This is a genomic window from Sphingomonas sp. CCH9-E2 (genome assembly GCF_001557215.1).
Taxonomy (GTDB): Bacteria; Pseudomonadota; Alphaproteobacteria; order Sphingomonadales; family Sphingomonadaceae; genus Sphingomonas.
On the sequence record NZ_LSJM01000230.1, the window covers coordinates 19,715 to 45,051 of the forward strand.

At 65.5% G+C, this 25,337-nt stretch carries 21 protein-coding genes; 10 read left to right on the forward strand and 11 right to left on the reverse strand.

Annotated features, from left to right (window positions below; genetic code table 11):
* Positions 1-180: 180 nt before the first annotated feature.
* From argC to AX681_RS10725, 3 genes are all read right to left on the reverse strand, one after another.
* Positions 181-1,113, reverse strand: coding sequence for an N-acetyl-gamma-glutamyl-phosphate reductase (gene argC, locus AX681_RS10715; protein WP_066662574.1), 933 nt, complete (start codon positions 1,111-1,113; stop codon positions 181-183).
* Positions 1,110-1,346 carry an SH3 domain-containing protein gene (locus AX681_RS10720; protein ID WP_231733800.1) on the reverse strand — a complete coding sequence of 79 codons (237 nt, stop codon included), beginning with the start codon at positions 1,344-1,346 and terminating at the stop codon, positions 1,110-1,112. The genes argC and AX681_RS10720 overlap by 4 nt, the downstream gene beginning before the upstream one ends.
* A gap of 73 nt (positions 1,347-1,419) precedes the next feature.
* On the reverse strand, positions 1,420-1,782 hold the full coding sequence (locus tag AX681_RS10725) for a MarR family transcriptional regulator (RefSeq protein WP_066662571.1): 363 nt from the start codon (positions 1,780-1,782) through the stop codon (positions 1,420-1,422).
* Between the two features lie 202 nt (positions 1,783-1,984).
* Here AX681_RS10725 and secG point away from each other — a divergent pair, with 202 nt between their 5' ends.
* On the forward strand, positions 1,985-2,323 hold the full coding sequence (secG, locus tag AX681_RS10730; RefSeq protein WP_066662625.1) for a preprotein translocase subunit SecG: 339 nt from the start codon (positions 1,985-1,987) through the stop codon (positions 2,321-2,323).
* Positions 2,324-2,406: 83 nt separating this feature from the next.
* Positions 2,407-4,044: a CTP synthase gene (locus tag AX681_RS10735; RefSeq protein WP_066662569.1), complete on the forward strand. Its 1,638-nt coding sequence runs from the start codon at positions 2,407-2,409 to the stop codon at positions 4,042-4,044.
* A gap of 107 nt (positions 4,045-4,151) precedes the next feature.
* Here the strand turns inward: AX681_RS10735 and AX681_RS10740 are convergent, their stop codons facing one another.
* Entirely contained in the window at positions 4,152-4,616 is a 465-nt protein-coding gene (locus AX681_RS10740; RefSeq protein ID WP_066662567.1) for an Hsp20 family protein, read from the reverse strand.
* Between the two features lie 248 nt (positions 4,617-4,864).
* Here AX681_RS10740 and AX681_RS10745 point away from each other — a divergent pair, with 248 nt between their 5' ends.
* The gene (locus AX681_RS10745) at positions 4,865-7,351 is read left to right on the forward strand and encodes a TonB-dependent receptor (RefSeq protein WP_231733799.1); all 2,487 of its coding nucleotides are present in this window, start codon (positions 4,865-4,867) and stop codon (positions 7,349-7,351) included.
* Between the two features lie 98 nt (positions 7,352-7,449).
* Here AX681_RS10745 and AX681_RS21955 read toward each other — a convergent pair whose 3' ends face one another.
* Positions 7,450-7,947 carry a hypothetical protein gene (locus AX681_RS21955; protein WP_156442848.1) on the reverse strand — a complete coding sequence of 166 codons (498 nt, stop codon included), beginning with the start codon at positions 7,945-7,947 and terminating at the stop codon, positions 7,450-7,452.
* 321 nt (positions 7,948-8,268) lie between these two features.
* Here AX681_RS21955 and AX681_RS10750 point away from each other — a divergent pair, with 321 nt between their 5' ends.
* From AX681_RS10750 to AX681_RS10770, 5 genes are all read left to right on the forward strand, one after another.
* Positions 8,269-9,519 carry a lipoprotein-releasing ABC transporter permease subunit gene (locus AX681_RS10750; RefSeq protein ID WP_066662558.1) on the forward strand — a complete coding sequence of 417 codons (1,251 nt, stop codon included), beginning with the start codon at positions 8,269-8,271 and terminating at the stop codon, positions 9,517-9,519.
* Positions 9,512-10,195: an ABC transporter ATP-binding protein gene (locus AX681_RS10755; protein WP_066662556.1), complete on the forward strand. Its 684-nt coding sequence runs from the start codon at positions 9,512-9,514 to the stop codon at positions 10,193-10,195. Before AX681_RS10750 ends, AX681_RS10755 begins: the two co-directional genes overlap by 8 nt.
* Positions 10,192-10,671 carry a glutathione peroxidase gene (locus AX681_RS10760; protein WP_066662554.1) on the forward strand — a complete coding sequence of 160 codons (480 nt, stop codon included), beginning with the start codon at positions 10,192-10,194 and terminating at the stop codon, positions 10,669-10,671. Before AX681_RS10755 ends, AX681_RS10760 begins: the two co-directional genes overlap by 4 nt.
* Before the next feature lie 183 nt (positions 10,672-10,854).
* Positions 10,855-14,337: a DNA polymerase III subunit alpha gene (gene dnaE / locus AX681_RS10765; RefSeq protein ID WP_066662551.1), complete on the forward strand. Its 3,483-nt coding sequence runs from the start codon at positions 10,855-10,857 to the stop codon at positions 14,335-14,337.
* A gap of 82 nt (positions 14,338-14,419) precedes the next feature.
* The gene (locus AX681_RS10770) at positions 14,420-16,018 is read left to right on the forward strand and encodes a long-chain fatty acid--CoA ligase (RefSeq protein ID WP_066662548.1); all 1,599 of its coding nucleotides are present in this window, start codon (positions 14,420-14,422) and stop codon (positions 16,016-16,018) included.
* A gap of 19 nt (positions 16,019-16,037) precedes the next feature.
* Here the strand turns inward: AX681_RS10770 and AX681_RS10775 are convergent, their stop codons facing one another.
* Both AX681_RS10775 and AX681_RS10780 read right to left on the reverse strand, forming a co-directional pair.
* Entirely contained in the window at positions 16,038-16,580 is a 543-nt protein-coding gene (locus tag AX681_RS10775; RefSeq protein WP_066662545.1) for a DUF4199 domain-containing protein, read from the reverse strand.
* 102 nt (positions 16,581-16,682) lie between these two features.
* Positions 16,683-17,156 carry a helix-turn-helix transcriptional regulator gene (locus AX681_RS10780; RefSeq protein WP_231734937.1) on the reverse strand — a complete coding sequence of 158 codons (474 nt, stop codon included), beginning with the start codon at positions 17,154-17,156 and terminating at the stop codon, positions 16,683-16,685.
* Between the two features lie 276 nt (positions 17,157-17,432).
* Between AX681_RS10780 and AX681_RS10785 the strand changes: the two genes are divergently transcribed.
* Complete coding sequence (locus AX681_RS10785) at positions 17,433-19,385, forward strand: AAA family ATPase (RefSeq protein ID WP_197424279.1); 1,953 nt, start codon at positions 17,433-17,435, stop codon at positions 19,383-19,385.
* 3 nt (positions 19,386-19,388) lie between these two features.
* Here AX681_RS10785 and AX681_RS10790 read toward each other — a convergent pair whose 3' ends face one another.
* The 4 genes from AX681_RS10790 to AX681_RS10805 form a co-directional block, all read right to left on the reverse strand.
* Entirely contained in the window at positions 19,389-20,459 is a 1,071-nt protein-coding gene (locus AX681_RS10790; RefSeq protein ID WP_066662537.1) for a PA0069 family radical SAM protein, read from the reverse strand.
* 69 nt (positions 20,460-20,528) lie between these two features.
* On the reverse strand, positions 20,529-21,056 hold the full coding sequence (gene moaB / locus AX681_RS10795; RefSeq protein ID WP_066662535.1) for a molybdenum cofactor biosynthesis protein B: 528 nt from the start codon (positions 21,054-21,056) through the stop codon (positions 20,529-20,531).
* Positions 21,046-22,818, reverse strand: coding sequence for a lytic transglycosylase domain-containing protein (locus AX681_RS10800; RefSeq protein ID WP_066662532.1), 1,773 nt, complete (start codon positions 22,816-22,818; stop codon positions 21,046-21,048). The genes moaB and AX681_RS10800 overlap by 11 nt, the downstream gene beginning before the upstream one ends.
* Entirely contained in the window at positions 22,815-23,549 is a 735-nt protein-coding gene (locus tag AX681_RS10805) for a uracil-DNA glycosylase family protein (RefSeq protein ID WP_066662530.1), read from the reverse strand. Before AX681_RS10805 ends, AX681_RS10800 begins: the two co-directional genes overlap by 4 nt.
* Positions 23,550-23,664: 115 nt before the next feature.
* Here AX681_RS10805 and AX681_RS10810 point away from each other — a divergent pair, with 115 nt between their 5' ends.
* Positions 23,665-25,326: an electron transfer flavoprotein-ubiquinone oxidoreductase gene (locus AX681_RS10810; RefSeq protein WP_066662526.1), complete on the forward strand. Its 1,662-nt coding sequence runs from the start codon at positions 23,665-23,667 to the stop codon at positions 25,324-25,326.
* Positions 25,327-25,337 lie beyond the last annotated feature (11 nt).

Below are 25,337 nucleotides of genomic sequence, written 5' to 3' on the forward strand. Positions count from 1 at the left end.
ATCGTTCCGCCGCCCTAGCAGCGGAAGCGCGGATTGCGAACCCGCGCATACCTATTCGGGGCTAAAGCTGGTGCAGCCTAGCCGCACCTGTTGCCGCACCAGCCCGCTCCCCCACCCGGCCACCCATGAAATACTGACGTTGGGTGGCCGGGTGGGGGAGCGGGCCGGGGTCGCCCACGATCAGAGCACCAATCCGGCGGTCTGGTCGAAACCTGCCATGATGTTGAGGTTCTGAACCGCAGCGCCCGCCGCACCCTTGCCGAGATTGTCGAGCGTCGCGATCAGGCGCGCCTGCCCGCGTTCGGCATTGCCGAACACGCGGATCGTCAGCCGGTCAGTACCGGCATCGTCCTCGAGCCGGACCAGCGTCGTCTCGAAATCGTCGATTACGCGCACGATCGGCGAGTCGCGATAGGCATCGGCCAAGATGTGCAGGAGCTGAGCGGGCGAAGGCTTGCGCGGCAGCGCGGCGAGCGCGAGCGGCACTTCGACCAGCATGCCGCGATAGGCATGAGCAACCGCCGGCATGAAGATCGGGGGATGCTCCATCCGGGCATGCTTCTGCATTTCGGGCAGATGCTTGTGATCCAGATGGAGGCCATAGGCGCGAAAGCCCGTGGGTTCGGACCCGTCCTCGAACTCGGCGATCATTGCCTTGCCCCCGCCGGAATAGCCCGATGCGCCGCCGGTGCTGAGCTGCCAGTCCGCCGGGATCAGGCCGGCACGGACGAGCGGGCGGACGAGCGCGAGATAGCCGGTCGGCCAGCAGCCGGGATTGGACAGGCGCGGCGCGTCCGCGATCATCTGCGCCTGCGCCGGTTCTAGCTCGGCAAAGCCGTAGGTCCAGCCATCGGCGACGCGATGTGCGGTGGATGCATCAATGACGCGGGTGCGGGGATTGTCGATCAGCGCGACCGCTTCGAGCGCGGCATCATCAGGCAGGCACAGGATGACAAAGTCTGCGTCGTTGAGCGCTTCGGCGCGCTTGGCCGCATCCTTGCGATCGGTTTCGGCGAGCGTGACGAGGTCGATCTCGCTGCGCGCGGACAGGCGCTCGCGGATTTCGAGACCGGTGGTTCCGGCGGCACCGTCTATAAACACCGAAACGGTCATGCAGGCAGTCCGAGATCGGTGGCGGCGACATAGCCGACCAGGCCGTGTTCTGGTGCGCTGCCCCAGGCGAGGCCGCCCGACAGCTCGAGCACCTCGAACACTTCACCGGGATTCAGCACGGCAAGCTGCTCGGAATCCGCATCGCGGCCGAAGCGCAATGGTGTCCCCTGGGTGGTGATCCGCCGCAGTGGCGCGGCATAATGCGGCGCGAACACGCGGTCGGCGAGGCGCACATCGGCGAGATCACGGCGCGCGGCCTCACGCCGGGGGTCAATCGCGATCGAGCGGCCGCTCAGTGCGAATCGGTTACGCCGGGGCGGATTGTTTGCTGGTGCTGCTGACGCCGTCGCCGGTGACGAATTGTCCGAATTCTGCAAGAAACTCCGCCCCTTCAGGTGTCCGCGCGACAAAGATGTTTCGCTTGTCGGTTTCGTCGCGCTGGCGGCGCAGATAGCTTAGAGCGCCCAACCTGTTCAAGGCGCGTGTGACTACAGGCTTCGACACGTTGAGCGCGCGCGCCAATCCGCGCACCGTGTGCGGGCCCGGATCGAGATAGACGAGCAGCATCAATGCCATCTGGCGGTTGGTCAGATCGGGTTCGCCGGATCGGACATAATCGATCAGGGTCGATTTCCACTGATCGAGCGAATGGTCGGTTATGGCGTTCATCGCACTACTCGTCATTATCGTTACAGGCCCGCAAGAATCCGTTCATTCCGGGTAACTAACGCCCCGAAAGCCAACGGGTTTCAGCGCGATGACGAAATGTTCCGTTTCGGTGACGATCCCGGCGCGACCCCGATCGCGATCGACGGTTGATCCGCGTCCCCGGGTTGCCTATGTGGCCGCTTTCCCGAGAAAGACCGCCATGCTGTTCACCTTCCTCCTCGTCGTTCATGCCGTCATCGCGTTTCTGCTGGTGACGGTGATCCTGATGCAGAAGTCGGAAGGCGGCGGCCTGACCACGGGGGGCAGCCCGTCGGGCCTGATGTCGGCGCGCGGTGCGGCCAATTTCCTGACCCGCGCAACCGCGATTCTGGCCGGTGCATTCATCGTGATGAGCATCACGCTGGCGGTGCTGGCGGCGACCCGCGGCGACACGGCGATCGACACCAGCCGCGCGACGGCACCGACCACGCAGAGCGCGCCGGCCGCCCAGCCGGTTCCGGCGGCTCCGGCGGACAACAGCGCGGTCCCGCTCGCCAACTAAGCGGCAATTTCAAACTTTATTTGGCGGCGCCCGGAGTCGGGCGCTTGCCCCAACTCGTGCTTGAAGGATAAGCGGTGACTCCCATGACGCGGTATATTTTCATCACCGGCGGCGTGGTCTCCTCGCTTGGCAAAGGCCTGATGGCCGCCAGCCTTGCCGCCTTGCTTCAGGCGCGCGGGTACAAGGTCCGCATCCGCAAGTTCGACCCTTATCTCAACGTCGATCCGGGTACGATGTCGCCGTACCAGCATGGCGAGGTCTATGTGACCGACGACGGGGCAGAGACCGACCTGGATCTCGGCCATTATGAGCGGTTCACCGGGGTTGCGAGCCGCCAGTCGGATAACGTGACGTCCGGCCGCATCTATAAAACGATCATCGAGCGCGAGCGGCGCGGCGATTATCTGGGCGCGACCGTGCAGGTGATCCCGCACGTGACCGACGCGATCAAGGACTTCGCCCAGGCCGAGACCGAGGATCTGGATTTCGTGCTGTGCGAGATTGGCGGCACCGTCGGCGACATCGAATCGCTGCCGTTCATCGAAGCGATCCGCCAGCTCAAGAATGAGCTGGGTCGGGGGCGCTCCATCAGCATTCACGTTACGCTGGTGCCGTACATCGCGGCGGCGGGCGAGCTGAAGACCAAGCCGACGCAGCATAGCGTGCGCGAACTGGCGTCGCTGGGCGTGCAGCCCGATGTGCTGGTGTGCCGTGCCGAAAAGCCGCTGCCAGCGAGCGAGCGCGCCAAGATCGCGCAATTCTGTAACGTTCCTGCCAGCGCGGTCATTCCCGCGCTCGACGCGCCGAGCATCTATGCCGTGCCGCTGCAATATCATGCCGAGGGGCTGGACAGCGAAGTGCTGCGCGCATTCGGGATCGAGCCGGGCGCGGCGCCCGACCTGTCGCGCTGGACCGAGATTACCGACCGCCTGTTCAATCCGGAGGGCGAAGTGACGGTCGGGGTGGTCGGCAAATATGTCGGCCTGCCCGACGCCTACAAGTCGCTCAACGAAGCGCTGGTCCATGGCGGCATTGCCAACAAGGTGAAGGTCAATATCCGCTGGATCGACGCCGAGCTGTTCGAAAAGGGCGACGATGCCGAGGTCGCGGCGAATCTGGAGCCGTGCCACGCGATTCTGGTCCCGGGCGCATTCGGTTCGCGCGGGGCCGAGGGCAAGATCGCCAGCGTCCGCTTCGCGCGCGAGCGCAAGGTGCCCTATTTCGGCATCTGCTTCGGCATGCAGATGGCCTGCGTCGAAGGTGCGCGGAACATGGCCGGGATCGCCAATGCGTCGTCGACCGAATTCGGTCCGACCGAGGAGCCGGTGGTCGGCATCATCACCGAATGGATGAGCAAGGACGGGATCGAGAAGCGCGAAGAAGGCGGCGATCTGGGCGGCACGATGCGGCTGGGGGCCTATCCGGCGAAGCTCGACGGCAATTCGGTCGTCGCGTCGATCTATGGCGGGGAGGCGATCAGCGAGCGCCATCGCCACCGCTACGAAGTGAACACGGGCTATCGCGAGCAGCTGGAAGCGGGCGGGCTCGTCTTCTCCGGCATGTCGCCCGACGGGATGCTGCCCGAAATCGTCGAGCGACCCGACCACCCGTGGTTCGTCGGCGTGCAGTTCCACCCGGAGCTCAAGTCGAAGCCGTTCGATCCGCACCCGCTGTTCGCCAGCTTTATCGAGGCGGCGGTGCGCCAGTCGCGCCTGGTGTGACCGCCAGCGCCTGATATGGGCATCAAAAAGGGCGCCCGAACCGCAGTTCGGACGCCCTCTTTTGTGGCGATGCGCAAGGGGTCAGCGCACCGCCCAAGGGTGTCACATCAGGCGACGTCGCGATGTTCGATCGCGGTCTTTTCGGTGCCGCCGCCGATCGCGATCTTCTTCGGCTTCATCGCCTCCGGCACCTCGCGCACCAGCTCGATCACGAGCAGGCCGTCAGTGAGGTCGGCACTTTCGACGCGGACGAAGTCTGCCAGTTCGAAGCGGCGCTCGAACCCGCGATTGGCGATGCCGAGATGCAGCATCTGCGCGGGGTTGTTGTCCTGGGTTTCGCCCTTCTTGCCGGTCACCTGCAGCAGATTCTGCTGGGCGACGATCTCGATCTCGTCAGCCTTGAAGCCGGCGACGGCGATCGTGATGCGATAGCGGTCGTCAGACACGCGTTCGAGGTTGAAAGGCGGATAATTCTCGCTGCTGGACTGGCGCGCGGTTGCTTCGAGCATGTCGAAGAGCCGGTCGAAGCCGATCGTCGAGCGGCGGAAGGGGGTCAAATCGATCTGACGCATAGCGTAATCCTCCAATGAGCAATTTCAACGTCTTGGGGCATCCGGTTCATCCGCGATGCCAGGTTCGTCCGGCCCTGACGGCGCCGAACGATCGAGATTTGGGAAGTGTCGTGCAGCTTTCAAGAGCGCCGAACCGAGAGAATATCGCGCCTAAAGCCTATCGAGGCACTGGGAATAGAATTGCTTGCTGGCTAATGCCTACTCGATTGATGGAGTTTAACGCGACGACATCAAGAGGGGATCGGCGCGTGAGTCTGACGACATTTTCATCGCTGTTGCTGGCCAGCGCATCGCCGGCCGCACTGGCCGAAGAAGCGAAGCCCGCACCTGCGCCCATCGCGGCGGTTGACGACACCGCCGAGCAGGATGCGAACACCGTGGTGGTGACCGCACGCCGCCGGTCCGAGAATGTGCAGGACGTTCCGCTCGCCCTTTCGGTCGTCGGTTCGGAGACGCTGGAGGCGCGCGGCACGTACAACATCACCGGGCTGACCCAGCTGCAGCCGACGCTGCAATTCTATTCGCAGAATCCGCGGAACACCTTCGTCAACATCCGCGGCATCGGCGCGCCATTCGGCCTGACCAATGACGGGTTCGAGCAGGGCGTCGGCATCTATATCGACGACGTCTTCTACAACCGGATTGCCTCGGCCACGCTCGACTTCGTCGATGTCGAGCAGATCGTGACGCTGCGCGGTCCGCAGGGGACACTATACGGCAAGAACACCACCGCCGGGGCGATCAACATCACCACCCGGGCGCCGAGCTTCGAGTTCGAGGGGCGCGGTGAGATTTCGGTCGGCAACCTCAACTTCAAGCAGGTCAAGGCCTCGATCTCGGGCCCGCTGGCGGAGAAACTGGCGGCGCGGCTGAGCGTCACCACCACGCATCGCCGTGGCACGCTGTGGAATACCTATTGCAAGACCTGGATCCAGTCGCAGGACAGCATCGGCATTCGCGGATCGGTGTTGTGGAAGCCGAGCGAGGATCTGAGCGTCACCTTTGCCGGTGACTGGAACCTGCAGGACCCGATCTGCTGCGCCTTCACTTACGGCGGCTATGGCCCGACGCAGCGCGCGGCGAACCGGCAATATCCGGCGCTGATGTCCTACTTCCCCGGCTATGCACCGCCCAGCACCAATCCTTACGATCGGGTCACCGACGTCGATGTGCAGCTGTCGGCGCGCAACGAGATCGGCGGCGCGTCGATCAAGGCGGTGTGGGATGTGAGCGAGGGCAACACGCTGACGTCCATCACCGCGTGGCGCTTCTGGGATTGGACCCCGGCCAACGACCGCGACTATACCGGCCTGCAGATCTATACCAAGGTCAACAACCCGACCGAGCAGAGCCAGTATTCGCAGGAATTCCGCTTCAACCATGAAGGTGATGGGTTCGACTTCGCGGTCGGCGCGTTCGCGTTCCATCAGAAGATCCGCACCAGCGGCATTCAGGAAACCGGGCGCGATGCCAGCCGTTGGCTGCTCAATCCGACCAGCGCGCTGTCGACCAACCCGGCGGTGCTCAACAATCTGGTCGCGATCAACGACATCCGGCTCGATAACACCAGCCTGGCGCTGTACGGCAAGCTGAACCTGAAGGTGGGCGAGCGCTTCACCGTCTCGCCGGGTATCCGCATCAACTATGACAAGAAGGACGGCCTGTATAACTCGGTCGTCACTGGCACTGCGTCGGATGGGACGCGGCGCGAGGTGTCGCCGGTTCCGGGCTCGCCCTATTACACCGATCCGTGGATCGCGGCGCAGCGCGGCATTCAGGCATCGCAATATTTCGAACCGCGGTTCAGCGCGTGGAACCTCTCCTACGACCTCAACCTGCGGTATGAGCTGACCGACGACATCAACGCCTATGCGACCTATGCGCGCTCGTTCAAAACTGGCGGCATCAACCTGAACGGCGTGCGCGCCGACGCCAATGGCGTTCCCAACGCGGCGGACTTCACGATCAAGCCGGAAAAGGTCGATCATTTCGAAGTGGGCCTCAAAACCCAGTTCTGGGATCGCAAGGCGACGTTCAACATCACGGGCTTCTGGACCAAGATCAAGGACTTTCAGGCCAGCGTGAGCAATGGACAGCTGGTCACCGTGCGCGGCTATCTCGCGAATGCGGACAAGGTGAGCAGCAAGGGCGTAGAGGCCGATTTCTCGATCCGTCCGAGCGAACGCTTCAACGCCTATATCAGCGGTGCCTTTACCGACGCCAAGTTCGACAAATTCTGCGACGCACCGCCGCCGCCCGAGCTGGCTGGCGGATCGACCACCGGCATCGTCCAGACCGGCAAGTGCACCTTCACCGGCACGGTCGGCGCGCCGGCGACGCCGGGTGCCGTCAGCCCGCCCATCTATGACGCTTCCGGCGCAGTGCTTCCGGGTGTGTCGAAATGGGCATTCTCATGGGGTGCGGAGGCGAACGCACCGGGCAACGTCTTCGGTAGCGAGGGGCAGTTCTACCTTGGCTATGACGCCAGCTCGCGCTCGCGCTGGTCGTCCGACCCGACGCCGTCGATCTACACCTGGGTGAACGGATATTCGCTGCACAATTTCCGCGGCGGGTTCCGGACGGACAAGTTCGACGTGTTCCTGTGGGCGCGTAACGCCTTCGACAAGGATTATATCGACCTCTACCTCGCGGGGACCGGTGGCAATACCGGCCTGATCGCGGCGCAGGTCGGCGATCCGCAGACCTTTGGCGGGACGATCAAATTCAACTTCTGACGGAATGTCGGTGTTGCCTTGCGCTCTTGCACGCGGGTGCCGGGCGACTTCGGACAGGGGAGGGAGCCGGGATGGCTCCCAAGGCTTCCTCCCCGCCCTTAACAGGCATTTGATCGTGAGTTCAGCACCGCAACGGTGAGGCGGCGCGCTACCTCAGCACCGTCAACGTCGGAGAAATTCAAGTTGATCGACTTTTCACCGCCGGATCGCAGGTAAAAGGCTAATTCGCTGCCCATATGATCAGAATGTGAGCGAATAGTCTGTGGTTCGATTTCAGCGATGGGGAAAGACTGAAAATAGATCGCATGCAATCGCGATCCCCGAATCCAGATCAGCTTTCCACGTCGCGCCCAGTGGAGAAGCGGGGGGGCGAAGAAAAAGACAGTGAACAGGGCCAGCATTGGCAAAGCAATATACGGGATTGGCCGCCATCGACTCGTGGTTGCCATATTCTCCCAACTGAAAACTTCCGCCAGTGAAAGATCCGAGAATGTCGCCCATCCCAGCATGAGGATCGCCGGTGGCAGCAGGTGCAGGCGCAAAACTTTCGCCCAGTTCACACGTGCAATGGTGACTGTCGACTGTTCGACGCTCATATTAGGCTGTTAGCCAGTTGCTTAAGCCGCGACAATGGCCAGAAATGCCAAAGGCCCGGGCCGTTTCCGACCCGGGCCCCTGCGTGACGATGCCTCGTCAGCCCCCTTAAGTGGCCACTTCTGCCCGCGCGTCCTTTGCAAGACGGGGCTGAAGAGCCTCCCCGAACCACGGCCTTTGCCATTGCTTCGTGGGAGTGTGCTAGGATGGCGACGGGCGGTTGTCACGGGGCGTTGACGTCACGACGGCGGATTGCGGCAACGCTGTGTTTATTTGGCAACAGCGCGATTGCGCGCGCCCGCGCCACCCCCTAACACCGCGCCATGTTCCTTTCCCGATATGAACGCATGATCGCGCGCCGGTACCTGCTACCGGGCCGGGGCGAGGCCTTTATCGCGCTGGTCGCGTCGATCAGCCTGGTCGCGGTGATGCTGGGCGTCGCCGCGCTGGTTGTGGTGATGAGCGTGATGAACGGCTTTCGCGCCGAGCTGTTCGACAAGATCACCGGGCTCAATGGCCATGCGGTGGTGCAGGGTTATGGCGGCCAGCTGCGCGACTGGCGCGAGGTGGTGGCCGAGGCGCGCAAGACGCCGGGCGTGACGACTGCGACCCCGCTGATCGAGCAGCCGTTGATGGCGAGCTTTCAGGGTCGGGTCGAGGGCGTGCTGATTCGCGGGATGACAGTCAGCGACCTGCGCGCGAACCCGACGCTCAACCGCAATGTCGTGGCCGGCCGGATGGCCGAGCTTACGCCCGACTGCGAATGCGTGGCGATCGGCTCGCGCCTCGCCATGACGCTGGGCGCCTCGGTCGGCAGCAGCGTGCAGCTGATCAGCCCGCAGGGGCCGTCGACCCCGTTCGGTACCGTGCCGCGCATCGTGTCGTATCGAGTCGCGGCGATCTTCGAGGTCGGCGTCTATGACTATGACAAGGCGTTCGTGGTCATGCCGATGGAGACCGCGCAGACATTGCTGCTGATGGGCGATTCGGTCAGCATGGTCGAGATCGATACGCAGGATCCCGACCGGGTCGGCGAAATCCTCGCCCCGCTGGCGCAGAAGGTCGTGCAGACCGCGCAGCTCAGCGACTGGCGCACGCTGAATGCCACCTTGTTCGAAGCGCTGGCGGTGGACCGGCTGGTCACGTTCACCGTGCTGTCGATCCTGATCCTGGTCGCGGTGTTCAACATCCTGTCGTCGCTGATCATGCTGGTGCGCGCCAAGACCCGCGACATCGCGATCCTGCGCACGATGGGCGCGACGCGCAGCGGCCTCATCAAGATCTTCGTGACTGTCGGCACCGCGATCGGTGGGCTGGGGATTGTTGCCGGCCTGATCCTCGGCTTCGTGCTACTTTATTTCCGGCAGGGGGTCTTGAGCTTCCTCGGCTTTGTCACCGGACAGGAAATCTGGGATCCCTCGATGCGTTACCTCACCGAATTGCCCGCTAAGACCGATCCGGTCGAGGTCGTCAGCATCGCGCTGATGGCGCTGGGCTTCAGCTTCCTCGCCACGCTCTACCCAGCTTTCAAGGCGGCGAGCACCGATCCGGTCCAGGTGCTGCGCTATGAGTGAGGCCGTCCTCCAGACCCAGGGCCTGCGTCGCGCCTTCACCCAGGGCGACGCGACGATCGAGGTGCTGCGCGGCATCGACCTGTCGGTCGCACCGGGCGAGATCGTCGCGCTGCTCGGCCCGTCCGGGTCGGGCAAGTCCACGCTGTTGCAGGCGGTCGGCCTGCTCGAGGGCGGGTTCGAGGGATCGATCCGCATCGCGGGCATCGAGGTTGCGAAGCTGGAAAGCCATGCGCGCACACTGACGCGCCGGGACAAGCTCGGCTTCGTCTATCAGTTCCACCATCTGCTCCCCGATTTCGACGCGACCGAGAATGTCGTGCTGCCGCAGTTGATCCAGAACGCGACGCACGCCGATGCGCGCGCCCGGGCAGAGGCGCTGCTGACTGCGCTGGGCCTTGGCCACCGGCTGACGCATCGCCCGAGCCAGCTGTCGGGCGGCGAGCAGCAGCGTGTCGCCGTCGCCCGCGCGCTCGCCAACCGGCCCGCTTTGGTGCTGGCGGACGAGCCGACCGGCAATCTGGACGAGAAGACCGCCGATGTGGTGCTCGCCGAATTCCTGCGGCTGGTGCGCGGTGAGGGCGCGGCAGCGCTGATCGCGACGCATAATGAGCGGCTGGCGGCAAAGATGGACCGCGTGGTGCGCCTGCACGAGGGGTTGCTGGAGGAGACGGCATGACGACGATCACTGAAATCCCGGTCACCACGTCGACCGGCGAACTGGCAGACCTGTCGGAGTTCGCGGGCAAGGTGCTGCTGATCGTCAATGTCGCGTCGAAATGCGGGTTCACGCCGCAATATACGGGCCTTGAGGACCTGCACCGCCGCTATGGCGAGCGCGGGTTCGAGGTACTGGGCTTCCCATGCAATCAGTTTGGCGCGCAGGAGCCGGGGGATGCGGCGGAGATCGCGAATTTCTGTTCGCTGACCTATGACGTCACCTTCCCGGTGTTCGGCAAGATCGACGTCAATGGCGCGGATGCGGCACCGCTGTATCGCTGGCTCAAGAAACAGGCGCCGGGGCTGTTCGGGACTGAGGGGATCAAGTGGAACTTCACCAAGTTCCTGATCGATCGCGAGGGACACGTCGTGGAACGCTACGCCCCGCAGACCAAGCCCGAGGATATCGCGGCGGATATCGAGCGCCTCCTCTGATGGTCACCCCGGCCTTGTGCCGGGGGCCACCGTGCGTCAAGCGCGGCGATAGAGGCTCAATCGACGCGCGCGGATGAGTGGACCCCGGCACAAGGCCGGGGTGGCGGTGAGTTGTGCTGATAAGCTGTGGAGAACCTGCGTCAGCGGGTTCCGCCACGGGCAAAGGGTTCATATAACCGCCCCATGCCTCACTCCGGTTTTGTGCCCCTTCGCGTCTTTTCCGCCTACACGATGCTGGAGGGCGCGATCGAGCCGAAGGCGATTGCTTCGCGGGCGCGGGAGCTGGGGTTTCCGGCGGCGGGGTTGTGCGATCGCAACGGGCTCTATGCCGCCATGTCCTATTCGGATGCGGCGAAGAAGGCCGGGGTGCAGCCGATCGTCGGATCGCTGCTGTGCGTCGAGCGGCCGGACGTGCCCGATGGCGTGACGCCGGCGCTCGACTGGCTGGCGCTGTTTGCGCAGGACGCGACGGGGTATGAAAATCTCTGCCACCTGGTGTCGATGGCGCATCTCGACCGGCCGATCGAGAAGGATGCGCATGTCCCGTTCGCGGCGCTTGAGGGGCGGACCGACGGCCTGATCGCGCTGACCGCGGGGCGAGAGGGCGCGCTGGCGCGGCTGTTCGCCGAGGAGCAGGAGGATGCGGCGCTGGCCTATGCCGACCGGCTGCAGGCGCTGTTCGGCGACCGGCTCTATATCGAGATCATCCGGCGACTGGACGAGGTCGAGGCGCGCGCCGAGCCCAAGCTGCTCGACCTGGCCTATGACCGCGGCCTGCCGATCGTGGCGACCAACCCGGCCTGCTATGCCGTGCCCGATTTCCATCAGGCGCATGACGCGATGCTGTGCATTGCCGGGTCGGCCTATGTCGCGAGCGACGATCGCCAGCGTTCCTCGCCCGATGCGTGGATGAAGCCCGCGACCGAGATGAAGCGGCTGTTCGACGACCTGCCCGAGGCGATCGACAATACGCTGGTAGTCGCACAGCGCTGCGCCTTTGCCGCGCCGAAGCGCAAGCCGATCCTCCCCAGCCTGGCCGGCGATATCGAGGGTGAGGCGGCGCAGCTGCGCGCCGATGCGCGGGCGGGGCTTGAGGCGCGGCTGGAGACCGCGGGGATCACCGACCCGGCCAAACGGCAGGAATATTTCGACCGGCTTGCGTTCGAAACCGACATCATCGTCCAGATGGGGTTCCCCGGCTACTTCCTGATCGTCGCGGACTTCATCAAATGGGCCAAGGCGAACGGGATTCCGGTGGGGCCGGGGCGCGGTTCGGGTGCGGGCAGCGTCGTCGCATGGGCGCTGACCATCACCGACCTCGACCCGCTGGCGCTGGGGTTGCTATTCGAGCGCTTCCTGAACCCGGAACGCGTGTCGATGCCCGACTTCGACATCGACTTTTGCGAAACCCGGCGTGGCGAGGTGATCCGGTACGTCCAGCAGAAATATGGGCGCAACCAGGTCGCGCAGATCATCACCTTCGGAACGATGAAGGCGCGCGCGGTGCTCAAGGACACCGGGCGCGTGCTGCAGATGAGCTATGGTCAGGTCGATCGCCTCGCCAAGCTGGTGCCCAACCATCCGACCGACCCATGGACGCTGTCGCGTTCGCTCAACGGAGTGAGCGAGTTCAAGGCCGAGTATGACGGCGCGAGCGATGTCCGCCACCTGATCGATCTGGCCATGCGGCTGGAGGGGCTGCCGCGCCACTCGTCCACCCACGCGGCGGGCGTGGTGATCGGCGACCGTCCGCTGGCCGAGCTGGTGCCGCTGTATCGCGACCCGCGCTCTGACATGCCGGTGACGCAGTTCGACATGAAATATGTCGAGGGCGCGGGGCTGGTGAAGTTCGACTTCCTTGGCCTCAAGACGCTGTCGGTGCTGCAAAAGGCGGTCGACCTGCTCGCCGCGCGCAACATCAGCATCGACCTTGCCGCGCTCGCCTGGGACGATCCGGCGGTGTACGAACTGCTCCAGCGCGGTGAGACGGTGGGCGTGTTCCAGCTCGAATCCGAAGGGATGCGGCGCACGCTGACGGCGGTGCGGCCGACCAATTTCGGCGACATCATCGCGCTCGTTTCGCTCTATCGCCCGGGCCCGATGGACAATATTCCGATGTTCGGGCGACGCAAGCAGGGGCTGGAGCCGATCGAATATCCGCACCCGTTGCTGGAGGGGATCCTCAAGGAAACCTACGGCATCTTCGTCTATCAGGAACAGGTGATGCAGGCCGCGCAGATCCTGGCGGGCTATTCGCTCGGCGGCGCCGATCTGCTGCGTCGCGCGATGGGCAAGAAGATCAAGGCGGAGATGGACGCCCAGCGCGCGCTGTTCGTCGAGGGCTGTGCCAAGGTCAACAATATCTCCGAAGCCAAGGCGAACGAGCTGTTCGACTTGATCGACAAGTTCGCCGGGTACGGCTTCAACAAGTCGCACGCGGCGGCCTATGCGTTGCTGGCCTATCACACCGCGTGGCTGAAGGCGCATTATCCGCACGAATTCTATGCGGCGTCGATGTGCTTCGAACTCGGCCAGACCGAAAAGCTAGCGGTGTTCGTCGAGGATATGAAGCGGCTCGGCACCCCGTGTCTGCCGCCCGACATCAACGCGAGCGAGGCCGAGTTTTCGGTCGCCGAACATGGCGACGGGTTTGCCGTACGCTATGCGCTCGCGGGCCTGAAGGGCGTGGGCGAGCGGGCGATGGAGCTGCTGGTCGAGGAGCGGCAGGCCAAGGGGCGGTTCCAGAGCCTGGACGATTTCGCGCGGCGGGTCGATCCGCGCCTGCTCAACAAGCGTCAGGTCGAGGCGCTGGCCGGGGCGGGGGCATTCGACAGCGTCGCGCCGGATCGCGCCAAGGTCCATGCCGCCGCCGAGACGATTATGGCGGTGGCGCAGCGCACGCATGAGAACCGCACCAGCGGGCAGGGCGGGCTGTTCGGCGAGGCCGAGCCGGTGGGATCGGCGATCCAGCTGCCCAAGAGCGCGCACTGGACGCTGGGCCAGCGGATCGAGGCGGAGAAGGAGGCGTTCGGCTTCTTCTTCTCGGCGCATCCGCTCGACCGCTATCAGCACCTCGCCAAGCTGCATTCGGCGCGGAGCATCGCCAGCCTCAACGAGATCGAGATCGCCGAGGGCGGGCGCGCCGGGGCGACGATCGCCGCGCTGATCGAGGACGCGCGCTGGCGCACCTCGGCGCGGGGCAAGCGCTACATGATGGCGACGCTGTCGGACGCGAGCGGAACGGTTCCGTGCACCTGCTTCGAGGAGTTCACCGCCAAGGAGATGGAGGATGCGGCGCGCGTCGGCGGGTGCGGCATCCTGACGGTCGAGCTCGACCGGCGACCGGGCGAGGACAGCGCGCGCGTGACGGTGCGCAAGGTGCAGCCGTTCGAGGGGATGGCGAAGGATGTGCGCCTGACGCTGCGTATGGCAGTGCGTGAGGCCGGGGCTCTGGCGGCGGTCGCCAAGCTGCTGGAGGACGCGCGCGGCGGGCGGTGCGAGGTGGTGATCGACGCGCCGCTGCCCGATGGCGGGGAGGCGGAATTGGTGCTGGGGCGCAACTTCCGGCTCGACGGCGAACTGGCGACGCGGATCGAAGGATTGCCGGGCATCGAGCGCGCCGAACTCAAGCCGACCGAGCAGCCGAGGCTGGCGCTGGCGAGCTAGCGTTACCACCCTTGCATCCCTGCGCTCGAACGGACAGGATGGCCTTACGAATACGGAAAGCCGTACAGATAAGGAGAGAGCGATGCTGGGCGCGATGCAGGATTTCGAGCTTCGGGTACCTCGGGTGATCGAGCATGCCGAGCGCGAATATGGGTCGCGCGAGATCATCAGCCGCTGGGCCGATGGCAGCGAGACGCGCACGGATTGGGCGGGGATCGCGCGGGACAGCCGCAAGCTGGCGCAGGCGCTGGAACGGCGCGGGATCCGCAAGGGTGATCGCGTGGCGACGCTGGCGATGAACCACAGCCGCCATCTGGTCGCGTGGCATGGCACGATCGGCATGGGTGGCATCGTCCACACGATCAACCCGCGCCTGTTCGAGGACCAGCTCGCCTATATCGGCAACCATGCCGAGGATCGCGTCCTGATCTATGACCGCATGTTCCAGCCGATCGTCGACAAGCTGAAGCCGCAATGGAAGACGATCGAGCATTATATCGTGTTCGATGGCGATGGCCCGGACAGTTTCGAGGCCGTGATCGGTGCCGAGGATGGCAATTACGCCTGGGTCGAGGGCGACGAGCGCGAGCCGTGCATGCTGTGCTACACCAGCGGTACGACCGGCAATCCGAAGGGGGTGCTCTATACCCACCGCTCATCGATGATCCATGCGATGGCGGAGCTGCAGCCGGCAGTCTTTGACCTGTCGACCCAGGCGGTGGTGCTGCCGGTGGTGCCGATGTTCCATGCGGTCGGCTGGGGCCTGCCCTTTGCCGCGCCGATGGCAGGGGTGAAACTGGTCATGTCGGCGGTCAATGACGGCAAGACCTTGTGCGACCTGATGAACCGCGAGCGGGTGACGCATACGGCGGGGGTGCCGACCGTGTGGTTCGCGATGTTCCAGCATATCGATGCGACCGGCGACGCCCCGCAGCATCTGAAGGTCGTGACGATCGGCGGATCGGCCGCGCCGCGCGCGATGATCGAGCGGATCATGAAGATGGGCGCGCGGGTCAACCACGCCTGGGGCATGACCGAAACCTCACCGATCGGGACGATGGGCGCGCCGACGCATGACTGGGACGAGCTGAGCTTCGAGCAGAAGGTCGAGAAGACAGTGTTTCAGGGGCGCGCGCCGTTCGGCGTCGAGCTGCGCACGGTCGATGAGGATGGCACGATCCTGCCGCGCGACGGCGTCAGCTCGGGCCGACTGCAGATCAAGGGGCCGTGGATCATCAAGCAATATTTCCAGGATGCCAACGGCCCGTGCCTGACCGACGATGGCTGGTTCGATACCGGCGATGTCGCGGTGCTGCATCCCGATGGGATCATGCAGATCACCGACCGCGCCAAGGACGTGATCAAGTCGGGCGGTGAGTGGATCAGCTCGGTCGAGCTGGAAAATGCTGCGGTCGGCTGTCCGGGCGTTGCGGAGGCGGCGGCGATCGGCATTTATCACCCCAAATGGGACGAGCGTCCGCTGCTGCTGGTGGTGCGCAAGCCGGGGAGCGACGTCACGGCGATGCAGGTGCAGCAGCATCTGGCAACGCAGGTCGCGAAATGGTGGCTGCCCGACGAGATCCACTTCGTCGCCGAACTGCCGCACACTGCGACCGGCAAGCTGCTCAAGACCGCACTGCGCGAACAGTATCGCGACTTCCGGTTCGCGGCGGCGGGGTGACCCGCCGCCGGTAAATTGATCAGGCCGCGCGCTGGGCTGGCAGGAAGCGCGGGTTGCACAGCAGCGCTGCTGAGACGAGTGCGACCAGCAGTCCGATCGGCAGGATCTCGGTCAGCGTGATCAACACGCGGAACAGCGGGTTGGAATATAGCCCCTGCATCTGCGCCATCTGTGCCTGCAGCGAAGCCAGCTCGCTGGCCGTGGCTCCGGCCGCACGGCGCTCTTCGAGCATCCGCGCGCTCATGTCCGCAATGAAGTCGCCGCCATTGATCGCGAGCACCGCTTCCCATGCGACGACGTAGAACAGGCTGGCGATCAGTGCGATTGCCGCGCCCATGGCGAGTGCAGGCAGAAAGCGGATGACGCCGCCCCTGTGATCGTCGCGATGCTTCTTCACCGCGACGAAGATGGCGGTGAACGCGATCAGCATGATGAGATAGCCGATCGCCATGCCGACCCCGCCGCTCGGCGGATTGTCGGCCATCAGCGTGCCCATCAGGAACAGCGGAACGGCGACGACGAAACCGGCGATCACGCCATAGGTCAGGATGATACGTTGCATGGTGGTCCCTCCTTTTGCTTCAGGTCGCGCGACCTCGCCATGCGGGACCGGGCCGGGCAATCGCCCAAAGGGGTGATTTGGCCGCGATCACCCGAATTTCGTTCAGGACAGCAACCCGATTTCCCGCGCCCGCGCGATCGCATCGGTCCGTCGGCGCGCGCCGAGCTTTTCGAACAGCCGCGCGACATGCGTTTTCACCGTGTTGGGCGACACGTCGAGCCGCCGGGCAATCTCCTTGTTTGAATAGCCCGCCGCGAGTTCGAGCAGTACCGCCATCTCGCGCTCGCTGACCCCGAGCGATTTGCGCGCATCGGGATTGCCGGGTTCACGCACCGGTGCCGGACGGCCAAGCACCCGCGCGCCGACATAGAGGCCGAGCGCGAGAAAGCCGATCGCGACGAGCAGCAGATAGAATTCGAACGACAGGGTTCGCGCCAGCCAGCGATAGTCGAGCCACTGCAAAAACGCCGCTGCCAGCGCCAGCAGTACGCCGTAAAGCGCAGCGTGTCGCCACCAGAGCAGATCGGGCCAGCGGGACTTCGCCATGACGCGAACATTGCCCGGCGTCTGGCGCAATGCAACCGCTTCGCTTGGGGCATCGATCGCGCGACTTGCGTGCGGCGATCATTCCAGCTAATGGCCCGCCCGCACACGGGGCGTCCGTGTGTCTGATTGGAGACGGTCATTGCTGGACCAATACCGAATAATGGGCTTTGCCCCGGGTATCGCCAGCACCCTTCCGTAACGCCTGCCCAGGCGAAGCGGGGGTGATGGAGCCCCTGCGCAAATCCCGAAATCGATGACTTTGAGCCGGGTTCATGGCGCGTGCCGTGCGTCCGGATGGGATGGGTTATGTTGCATGAACATGATGTCGTCCGCGCCATGCTGGTGCGGGCCGGGCGGGACGTTCCCGCGACGTCGCCGCTGGCGAAGGCGGTGCTGGGCTGGGCGAAGGCGCATGCGCGCTGGCTGTTCGGCGCGCCGATGCCCAAACTGGGCTGGCGCGCGTTGAAGCCGATGATGGCCGAGGCGCCGGCCCCGGCGACCGAACTGGCGCGCCCGATCGAGATGGCTGCCCGACTCGGCATGGCGTTGGGATTGAGCGATGCGGATATCCGCGCGCTGCTCGCGATTGTGGCGATCGAGCGCTGCGGGCATGCGCGCACGTTGTCGCGCTTGCTGATCGAGCAGGAGATGGACCTGGGGGATATCGTTGCGGGTATCGCTGGCATCGATCCGCTGGCCGTGCGTCGACTGGCACCGGTGCGGCTCGGCTTGGTCAGCCTGCACGACCGGCGCGGTGGTGGCGTCGATGTCGAGTGCTGCTGGACCTTGGAGCGCGTCTTGGAACGTGGCCCCGGCACCGACGACGAACTGCTCGAAGCGGTGATCGGGCCGCGTCAGCATGCGCGGCTGAATGCCGCCGACTTCGCACGGGTGGCCCCTGAAGTTGACTTTCTCGTCCGGTTGTTGGCCGGCGCGATTGCCGCACGTGCGCCGGGGATCAACGTGCTGATTCACGGACCGCCGGGAACTGGAAAGACCGAACTCGCGCGGACGCTGGCGGCATCGGCGGGGGCGAGCCTGTTCAGCGTCGGCGAGAGCGACGAATATGGCGAGGAACCGACCCGCAGCGAACGCGTGTCGGCGCTGCGGTTGGCTCAGCGTATGCTCGCGGCGCGCGGTGGATCGGCGCTGTTGTTCGACGAGATGGAGGACCTGATCGGCGATGCCGACCCGGGCGATGGCGACTGGATGCGGGGCCGGCGGGGATCGAAGCTGTGGGTCAACCGGCAGATCGAGACCAATGCGGTACCGGTCATCTGGACCACCAATGCGGTCGGCAATATCGACCCCGCGATCCTGCGGCGGATGAGCTTCGTGTTGCGGCTCGACCCGCCTGCCGGCAAGGGGGCGACGACGATGATCGAACGGATTGCGCGCGACGAACAGCTGGCGCTTCCGCCGGAGTTCGGCGCACTGGCCGATGCTGCGCCCGAAACCGCGAGCATCACCCGGGTCGCGGCGCGGGCGGGGCAGCTGGCGGGCAAGCCGGACGACGCGATGCTGGCGGCACGGTCGCTGGTCGGCGCGCTGCGCAATGGGCGCATGGTGCGCGCGACGGACAGCGCAATCGACCTCGATCTGTATGAGGCCGATCGCGACATGGCCGCCTTGGTGGACGCGATCACTGCTGAGGATGCGCCGGCCGACGTCTCGCTGCTGCTTACCGGGCCTCCGGGAACGGGCAAAACCGAGCTTGCCGCGCATCTCGCGCGCGCGATGGAGCGGCCGCTGATCGTCAAGCGCGCTTCGGACCTCTTGTCCAAATGGGTCGGCGGGACCGAGGCGAACATCGCCGAGGCGTTCGAGGAAGCGGAACGGCGCGAGGGGCTGTTGCTGTTCGATGAGGCGGACTCGATCCTGTTCGACCGGACCACGGCCAAGGCGAGCTGGGAGGTGACGCAGGTCAACGAGCTGCTGACCTGGCTCGACCGCCACCCGCTGCCGGTGGTCGCCGCGACCAACCATGTCGGACGGCTCGATCCGGCGGCGCTGCGGCGGTTCGTGTTCAAGCTGGACCTCGCGCCGCTGGGTCTGGTGAAGGCTGCGCGGGCGTTCGAACGCTTTTTCGGTTTTGCCGCACCGGCGGCGCTGGCCGAGATCGCCGGGCTGACGCCGGGCGATTTTTCCGTGGTTCGGCGGCAGTTGCGCTTCGGCAAGGCTGATCCTGAGCAGCTGATCGCGCTGCTGCAGACGGAGGTCGCGGCCAAGCCGGGCGAGCAGGGGCGGATGGGGTTCTGAGGCTCAGAACAACTCCCCCTGATCCCCGGCGGGTGGGCGGAACAGGTCGCGGCGGAGCGGGGGGAAGGGCTGGTCGAGCCCGAACCGCTTCGCCGCGATCCGGAACCGGGTGCGCAGCAGTTCGGCCCAGGGGCCTTGACCGCGCATGCGGGTGTGGAAATTGGGATCGTTGTCGCGGCCGCCACGCAGCGACTGGATCGTCGCCATGACTTTAGCGGCGCGGTCGGGGAAATGCTCGTCGAGCCAGGCGCGGAACAGCGGCGCGACTTCGTGCGGCAGGCGGACGGGGAGGAAGAAGCAGCCCAGCGCTCCGGCTTCCGCCACGCGCTCCATGATATGTTCGATCTCATGGTCGGTGATCGCAGGGATGATCGGGGAGAGCGAGACGAAGGTCGGGATACCGGCGGCGCGCAGCTTTGCCACAGCGGCCAGGCGGCGTTCCGGGTGCGGGGCGCGCGGTTCGACGGTCATCGCGACCTTCGCATCGAGCGAGGTGATCGACAGCATCACCGCCGCCAGCCCTTTCGCCGCCATCGGGCCGAGCAGGTCAATGTCGCGCGTCACACGGTCGGACTTGGAGGTGATGGTGATCGGATGGTTGCACTCGGCGAGCACCGCAATGCAATCGCGCGTGATCCGCCAGGTCGCCTCGATCGGCTGATAGGGGTCGGTATTGGTGCCGAAGGCGATCGGTTCACAGACATAGCCGCGCTTTGCCAGCGCGGTGCGGAGCAGGGTGGGGGCATCGGGCTTGGCGAACAGCTTCGTTTCGAAGTCCAATCCCGGGGACAGGTCGTGCCAGGCATGGGTCGGCCGCGCGAAACAGTAGATGCAGCCATGCTCACAGCCGCGATAGGGGTTTACCGATCGGTCGAACGGGATGTCGGGTGACTGGTTGCGCGACAATATGGTGCGCGGATGTTCGACGGTGACGGTGGTGCGCAACGGCGGGGCCGCGCCATCGACCGCCTCGCGCGCGTCGAGCCAGTCGCCATCCGCCTCGCGCGCCGGAAGCGCGAAACGGGTGCTTTCGCGGTTATGCGTTGCGCCGCGGACCGGGCGGGGATGGGCCATGGCGCATCATAACGCGCCCGCCGGAACAAAGAAAGAACAAATGGCTGCGTGACGTTGTGCTTTCGTCACTCAGCGTTCGCGCAGGCGCGGCATCAGCTCGACGAAATTGCAGGGGCGATGGCGGATGTCGAGCTGGGTGGCGAGGATGCCGTCCCAGCCGTCCTTGACCGCCCCGGTCGATCCGGGAAACGCGAAGATATAGGTGCCGCGCGCGACACAGGCGGTGGCGCGCGATTGAATTGTCGAGGTGCCGATCTTGGCGAAGCTCAGCCAGCGGAACAGCTCGCCAAAGCCGGGGATCATCTTGTCCGCGACGCGCTCCAGTGCCTCGGGCGTGACGTCGCGACCGGTGACACCGGTGCCGCCGGTCGTGATGATGCAATCGACGCTGGGGTCGTCGATCCAGCTGTGCAGCCGGGCGACGATCAGGTCGGTGTCGTCGGGGATGATCGCGCGGTCGGCGAGGTCGTGGCCTGCGCCAGTCAGGCGATCGACCAGCGTGTCGCCGGAGCGGTCGTCCGCCAGCGTGCGCGTGTCGGAAACGGTGAGGACCGCGATCCGGACCGGTCGGAACGCGATGCTGTCGTCAATTGGCACCGGTCACGCGGTCGTCCTGGGGCACCGAAGCGGTCATGCGCACCGCCGCTGCGCCGTTGCTGCCCGGCACTTTTGGCCAAAGCCCCTGGCTCATCGCCGCCCGGCTGCTGCTGTCACGGCCGGCCTGCTTCTCGTACATCCAATAGTTGCGCAGGACTGTCATGACGTAGCCGCGCGTCTCCCAATAGGGAATGCTCTCGATGTAGAGCAGCGGGTCGCCCTTGTCGCGGATCTGCGCGTTCCAGTTCGCGACCGGGGTGGGCCCGGCATTATAGGCGGCGATCACCTTGGGCAGCAGGCCGCCGGTGAAGGGCTGGTCGCGCAACTGTTCGATATAGGACTGGCCGACCTCGATATTGGTCGAGGGGCGGGTCAGGTCGGCGCGGCCGATGGTGACGCCGCGCTTGCGCCCGATATCGGTCGCGGCGGCGGGCATGATCTGCATCAGGCCATAGGCACCGGCCGGGCTCTGCACCTTGGCGTCGAAGCGCGATTCCTGGAGTGTGTGGGCGAAGACCAGCGCCTTGTCGACGCGCCAGCCGCCGTCCGGGGTCCAGTCGGGCGAGGGGTAACGTGCTTCCTCGACCGGGCGCGCGCCGACCGGGCAGTTATGCGTCAGCCACAGCTGGGTCGCGGGCAGGCCGAGGCGGCCGGCAAGTCGGGTCAGCGAGGCATGTTCGCGCGCATCGCCGATCTTGGACTGGTGCTTGATGACATCACTGGCGAGCGTCTCCTCGCCGATCTCCGCTAGCGCGGCGGCGACGCGGACATTGGGGCGACGATCCAGCGCCTTCCAGTCGGCGGCGACGAACTTCTCGGCGCGCACGGGCGCTTCCTTCATGCCCAGCGCCTGACGGGCGAGCATGCCGTAGAAGGTCTCGTCGTGCTGCGCCGCGCTCTTGAGGCGGGCGCTGACAAGGTCGGGGCGGCCGCATGCCATGTCGGCGCGGGAAGCCCAATAGAGTCCGGCGGTGCGCTTTTCGGTGTCGGCGGCACGCTGCGCGACCGACGTAAAGGCCGCCTGCGCACCGGCGCAGTCATTCTGACGCCACGCGGCGAGGCCCTGAACCCAGTCGGCCAGCGGTGCGAATTCGCCGCTCCCGGTCTGGGCCAGTGCGGCGACGCGGCGAGCATCGGCATCGCGACCGGTGGTGTAGTACATCCAAGCGACCCGCTGCCGCCATTCGGTAAGCGTTTCGGGATCGAGATCGACGGCGCGGGTGTCGAGCAACGCTTCTGCACCGGGCGCGTCGTCGAGCTTGATTAGCGGCGCCATCGCGGTCGCGACCTGCGCGGCGGCGGCATCCGACTTGGCCGAGCGGTAACGTTTGCGGATCGGCGCACCGGCGTGCCAGATCATCCGCTGTGCGGCGGGCAGGCTGGGCAGTTCGGTGGCTCCGCGCAGCTTGGCGAGGCGGGCGATCTGTTCGGCCTGGGGCAGCTCGGGTGCCTCGCCGAGCAGTGCCATCAGTTGCGGAAGTTCGACCTTGGGCGAACCCTTGGCGAGATAGAGTTCGGCGCGCGCTGTCGCGTGGAGCAGGCCGGGGCGCATCGCGTCGAGCTTTATCTGCGCATCGGCCCAGCGCGCTTCGCGGATTGCGGCGAACACGGCGCGATAGGCGTCGCGCTCTTCGCGGGTGAGCTGGGTCGGCACGCCATCGCTCGCCTCCCGCCGCTCGATCGGTGAGGAGCGTTCGTCCGACGCATGCGCCGTCAGCGGTGCAATCAATGCACAAGCGGCTAGCAGGATACGCGCAGTCACAGGCTCTGCCCCCCGATCAGCAATTGCAGGTCTTTCCAGGCGTCGCCCTTGGCCGCCGGCTTGTTCAACAGAAAGCGCGGGTGGCGGATGGCGACGACGTCACATTTACCGCCGGAATAGTTGAGCGGCGTTAAACCTTCAGCATTCCTCGCGGCGTCAGTCCCGAGAACGGCACGGCTCGTCGCCTGGCCGAGCAGCAGCAACCGCGCCGGGGCTGCCAGCGCGATGTGATGACGCAGGAGATCTCCGAGCTTGTCCTCCAGATCGCGCGGGACCTGACCCGTGATCGGGCGCGCGGCGCAGAGCGGGGCCAGGTAGATCGATTCGCGCGACTGGCCGATCGCGGCAAGGATGCGGTCGAACAATCTGCCTGTCGACCCGTCGAGCAAGGCAGGGGTGCCGCCGTCGAATTCCGGCAGGTCGGTGACGACCATCAGCGTGGCGTCGGCATTGCCCTCTGCCGCGACGATCGGTTCACCCATCGCCGCTTCGGGGGCACCCGCGCCATAGCGCCAGTCGAGAAACGCCTCGATCGTCGCGGGCAGCGGGGCTTCGGGCTCGGGTCCGACGGGAACGGTGCGCATCGGCGCATCCGGCTGTGCCGTAGGGGCAGGGCGCGCGGTCCAGTCGCGCGGGTCATCCTCGACCAGCACATCCACGCCCGCATCGCGCCACCAGTTCAGTGCGCTTGCGGCTTCGGCGCGCCAGTCGGTTGCCCCCTCGATACCCATCGGTCCACAGAGTCATGCCTTGACGCCAGCGTCAATCTGCCTTCATCGGGGGAGGGACGGAACGCGCCGGACACACGACGAGATGTTACGCCGGTGTTCCGAGAGGAGACAGGAAGTGAGCGAACGCGAGTCGATGCCCTATGACGTGGTGATCGTGGGCGCGGGGCCGGCGGGCCTTGCGGCGGCGATCCGGTTGAAACAGCTGGCCAATGCGGCGGGCAGCGAGATTGCGGTCTGCGTGCTCGAAAAAGGCTCCGAGGTCGGTGCGCATATCCTGTCCGGCGCGGTGATCGATCCCAAGGCGCTGGACGAGCTGCTGCCCGAGTGGCGCGACTCCGGCTGCCCGCTGGCGGAAGTGCCGGTGACCGACAACCAGCATTGGTTGCTGTCGAAAAAGGGCAAATGGGCGATCCCGCACTTCATCACGCCCAAGTTCATGCACAATGAGGGCACCTATACCGGCAGCCTGGGCAATCTGTGCCGCTGGCTGGCGGAGCAGGCCGAAGGGCTGGGCGTCGAGATCTTCCCGGGCTTTGCTGCGGCCGAAATCCTCTACAATGGCGACGGGTCGGTAAAGGGCGTCGCGACCGGCGACATGGGCGTGGCGCGCGACGGCACGCACAAGCCGGACTATCAGCCCGGCCTGGAACTCCACGCCCGCTACACCTTCTTCGGCGAAGGCGTGCGCGGGCATTTGTCGAAGCAGATCCAGCGCCAGTTCAACCTGTGCGAGGGCGTCGAGCCGCAAATCTATGGGCTGGGCATCAAGGAACTGTGGGACATCGACCCCGCGGTGCACGAGCCGGGCCGCGTGGTCCACACGCAGGGCTGGCCGCTCAACGAGACCGCCGGATCGAACGGCGGCGGGTTCCTGTATCATCAGGCGAACGGGCAGGTCGCGCTGGGCTTCGTCACCTGGCTCAACTATTCGAACCCCTATCTCTCGCCGTTCCAGGAAATGCAGCGCTGGAAGACGCATCCGGCGATCGCGGAAATCCTGAAGGGTGGCAAGCGCGTCAGCTATGGCGCGCGCGCGATCAGCGATGGCGGGTTGCAGTCGATCCCGAAGCTGGTGTTCCCCGGCGGCGCGCTGATCGGGGACAGCGCGGGCTTCCTCAACGTGCCGCGGATCAAGGGCACGCATGGCGCGATGAAGAGCGGCATGATGGCGGCCGAAGCGGCGTTCGCGGCGGTCACCGCCGACCGTTCGGGTGACGAGCTCACCGCCTATCCCGAAGCGTTCGAGGCGAGCTGGCTCTACAAGGAACTCAGCGTCGTCCGCAACGTGGTGCCGCTGGTCAAGAAGTTCGGCGACCTGGTCGGCTCCGGCCTCGCCAATGTCACCATGTTCCTCGAAAGCTGGGGCATCAAGCTGCCCTTCACGCTCGGCCACACGCCCGACCATGAAAGCCTGTGGCGCAAGGATCTGGTGCAGCCGATCGACTATCCCAAGCCCGACGGCGTGCTGACCTTCGACCGCCTCTCGTCGGTGTTCATGTCGAACACCAACCATGAGGAGGATCAGCCGATCCATCTGACGCTGAAGGACCCGAACATCCCGGTCGAATACGACCTGCCGATGTATGACGAGCCGGCGCAGCGTTATTGCCCGGCGGGGGTTTACGAGATCGTGGGCGAGGAAACGGGTGATCCGAAGTTCGTGATCAACGCGCAGAATTGCGTCCACTGCAAGACGTGCGACATCAAGGACCCGACCCAGAACATCAACTGGGTCGTGCCCGAGGGCGGCGGAGGGCCGAATTATCCCAACATGTAAGCATCTTGCTC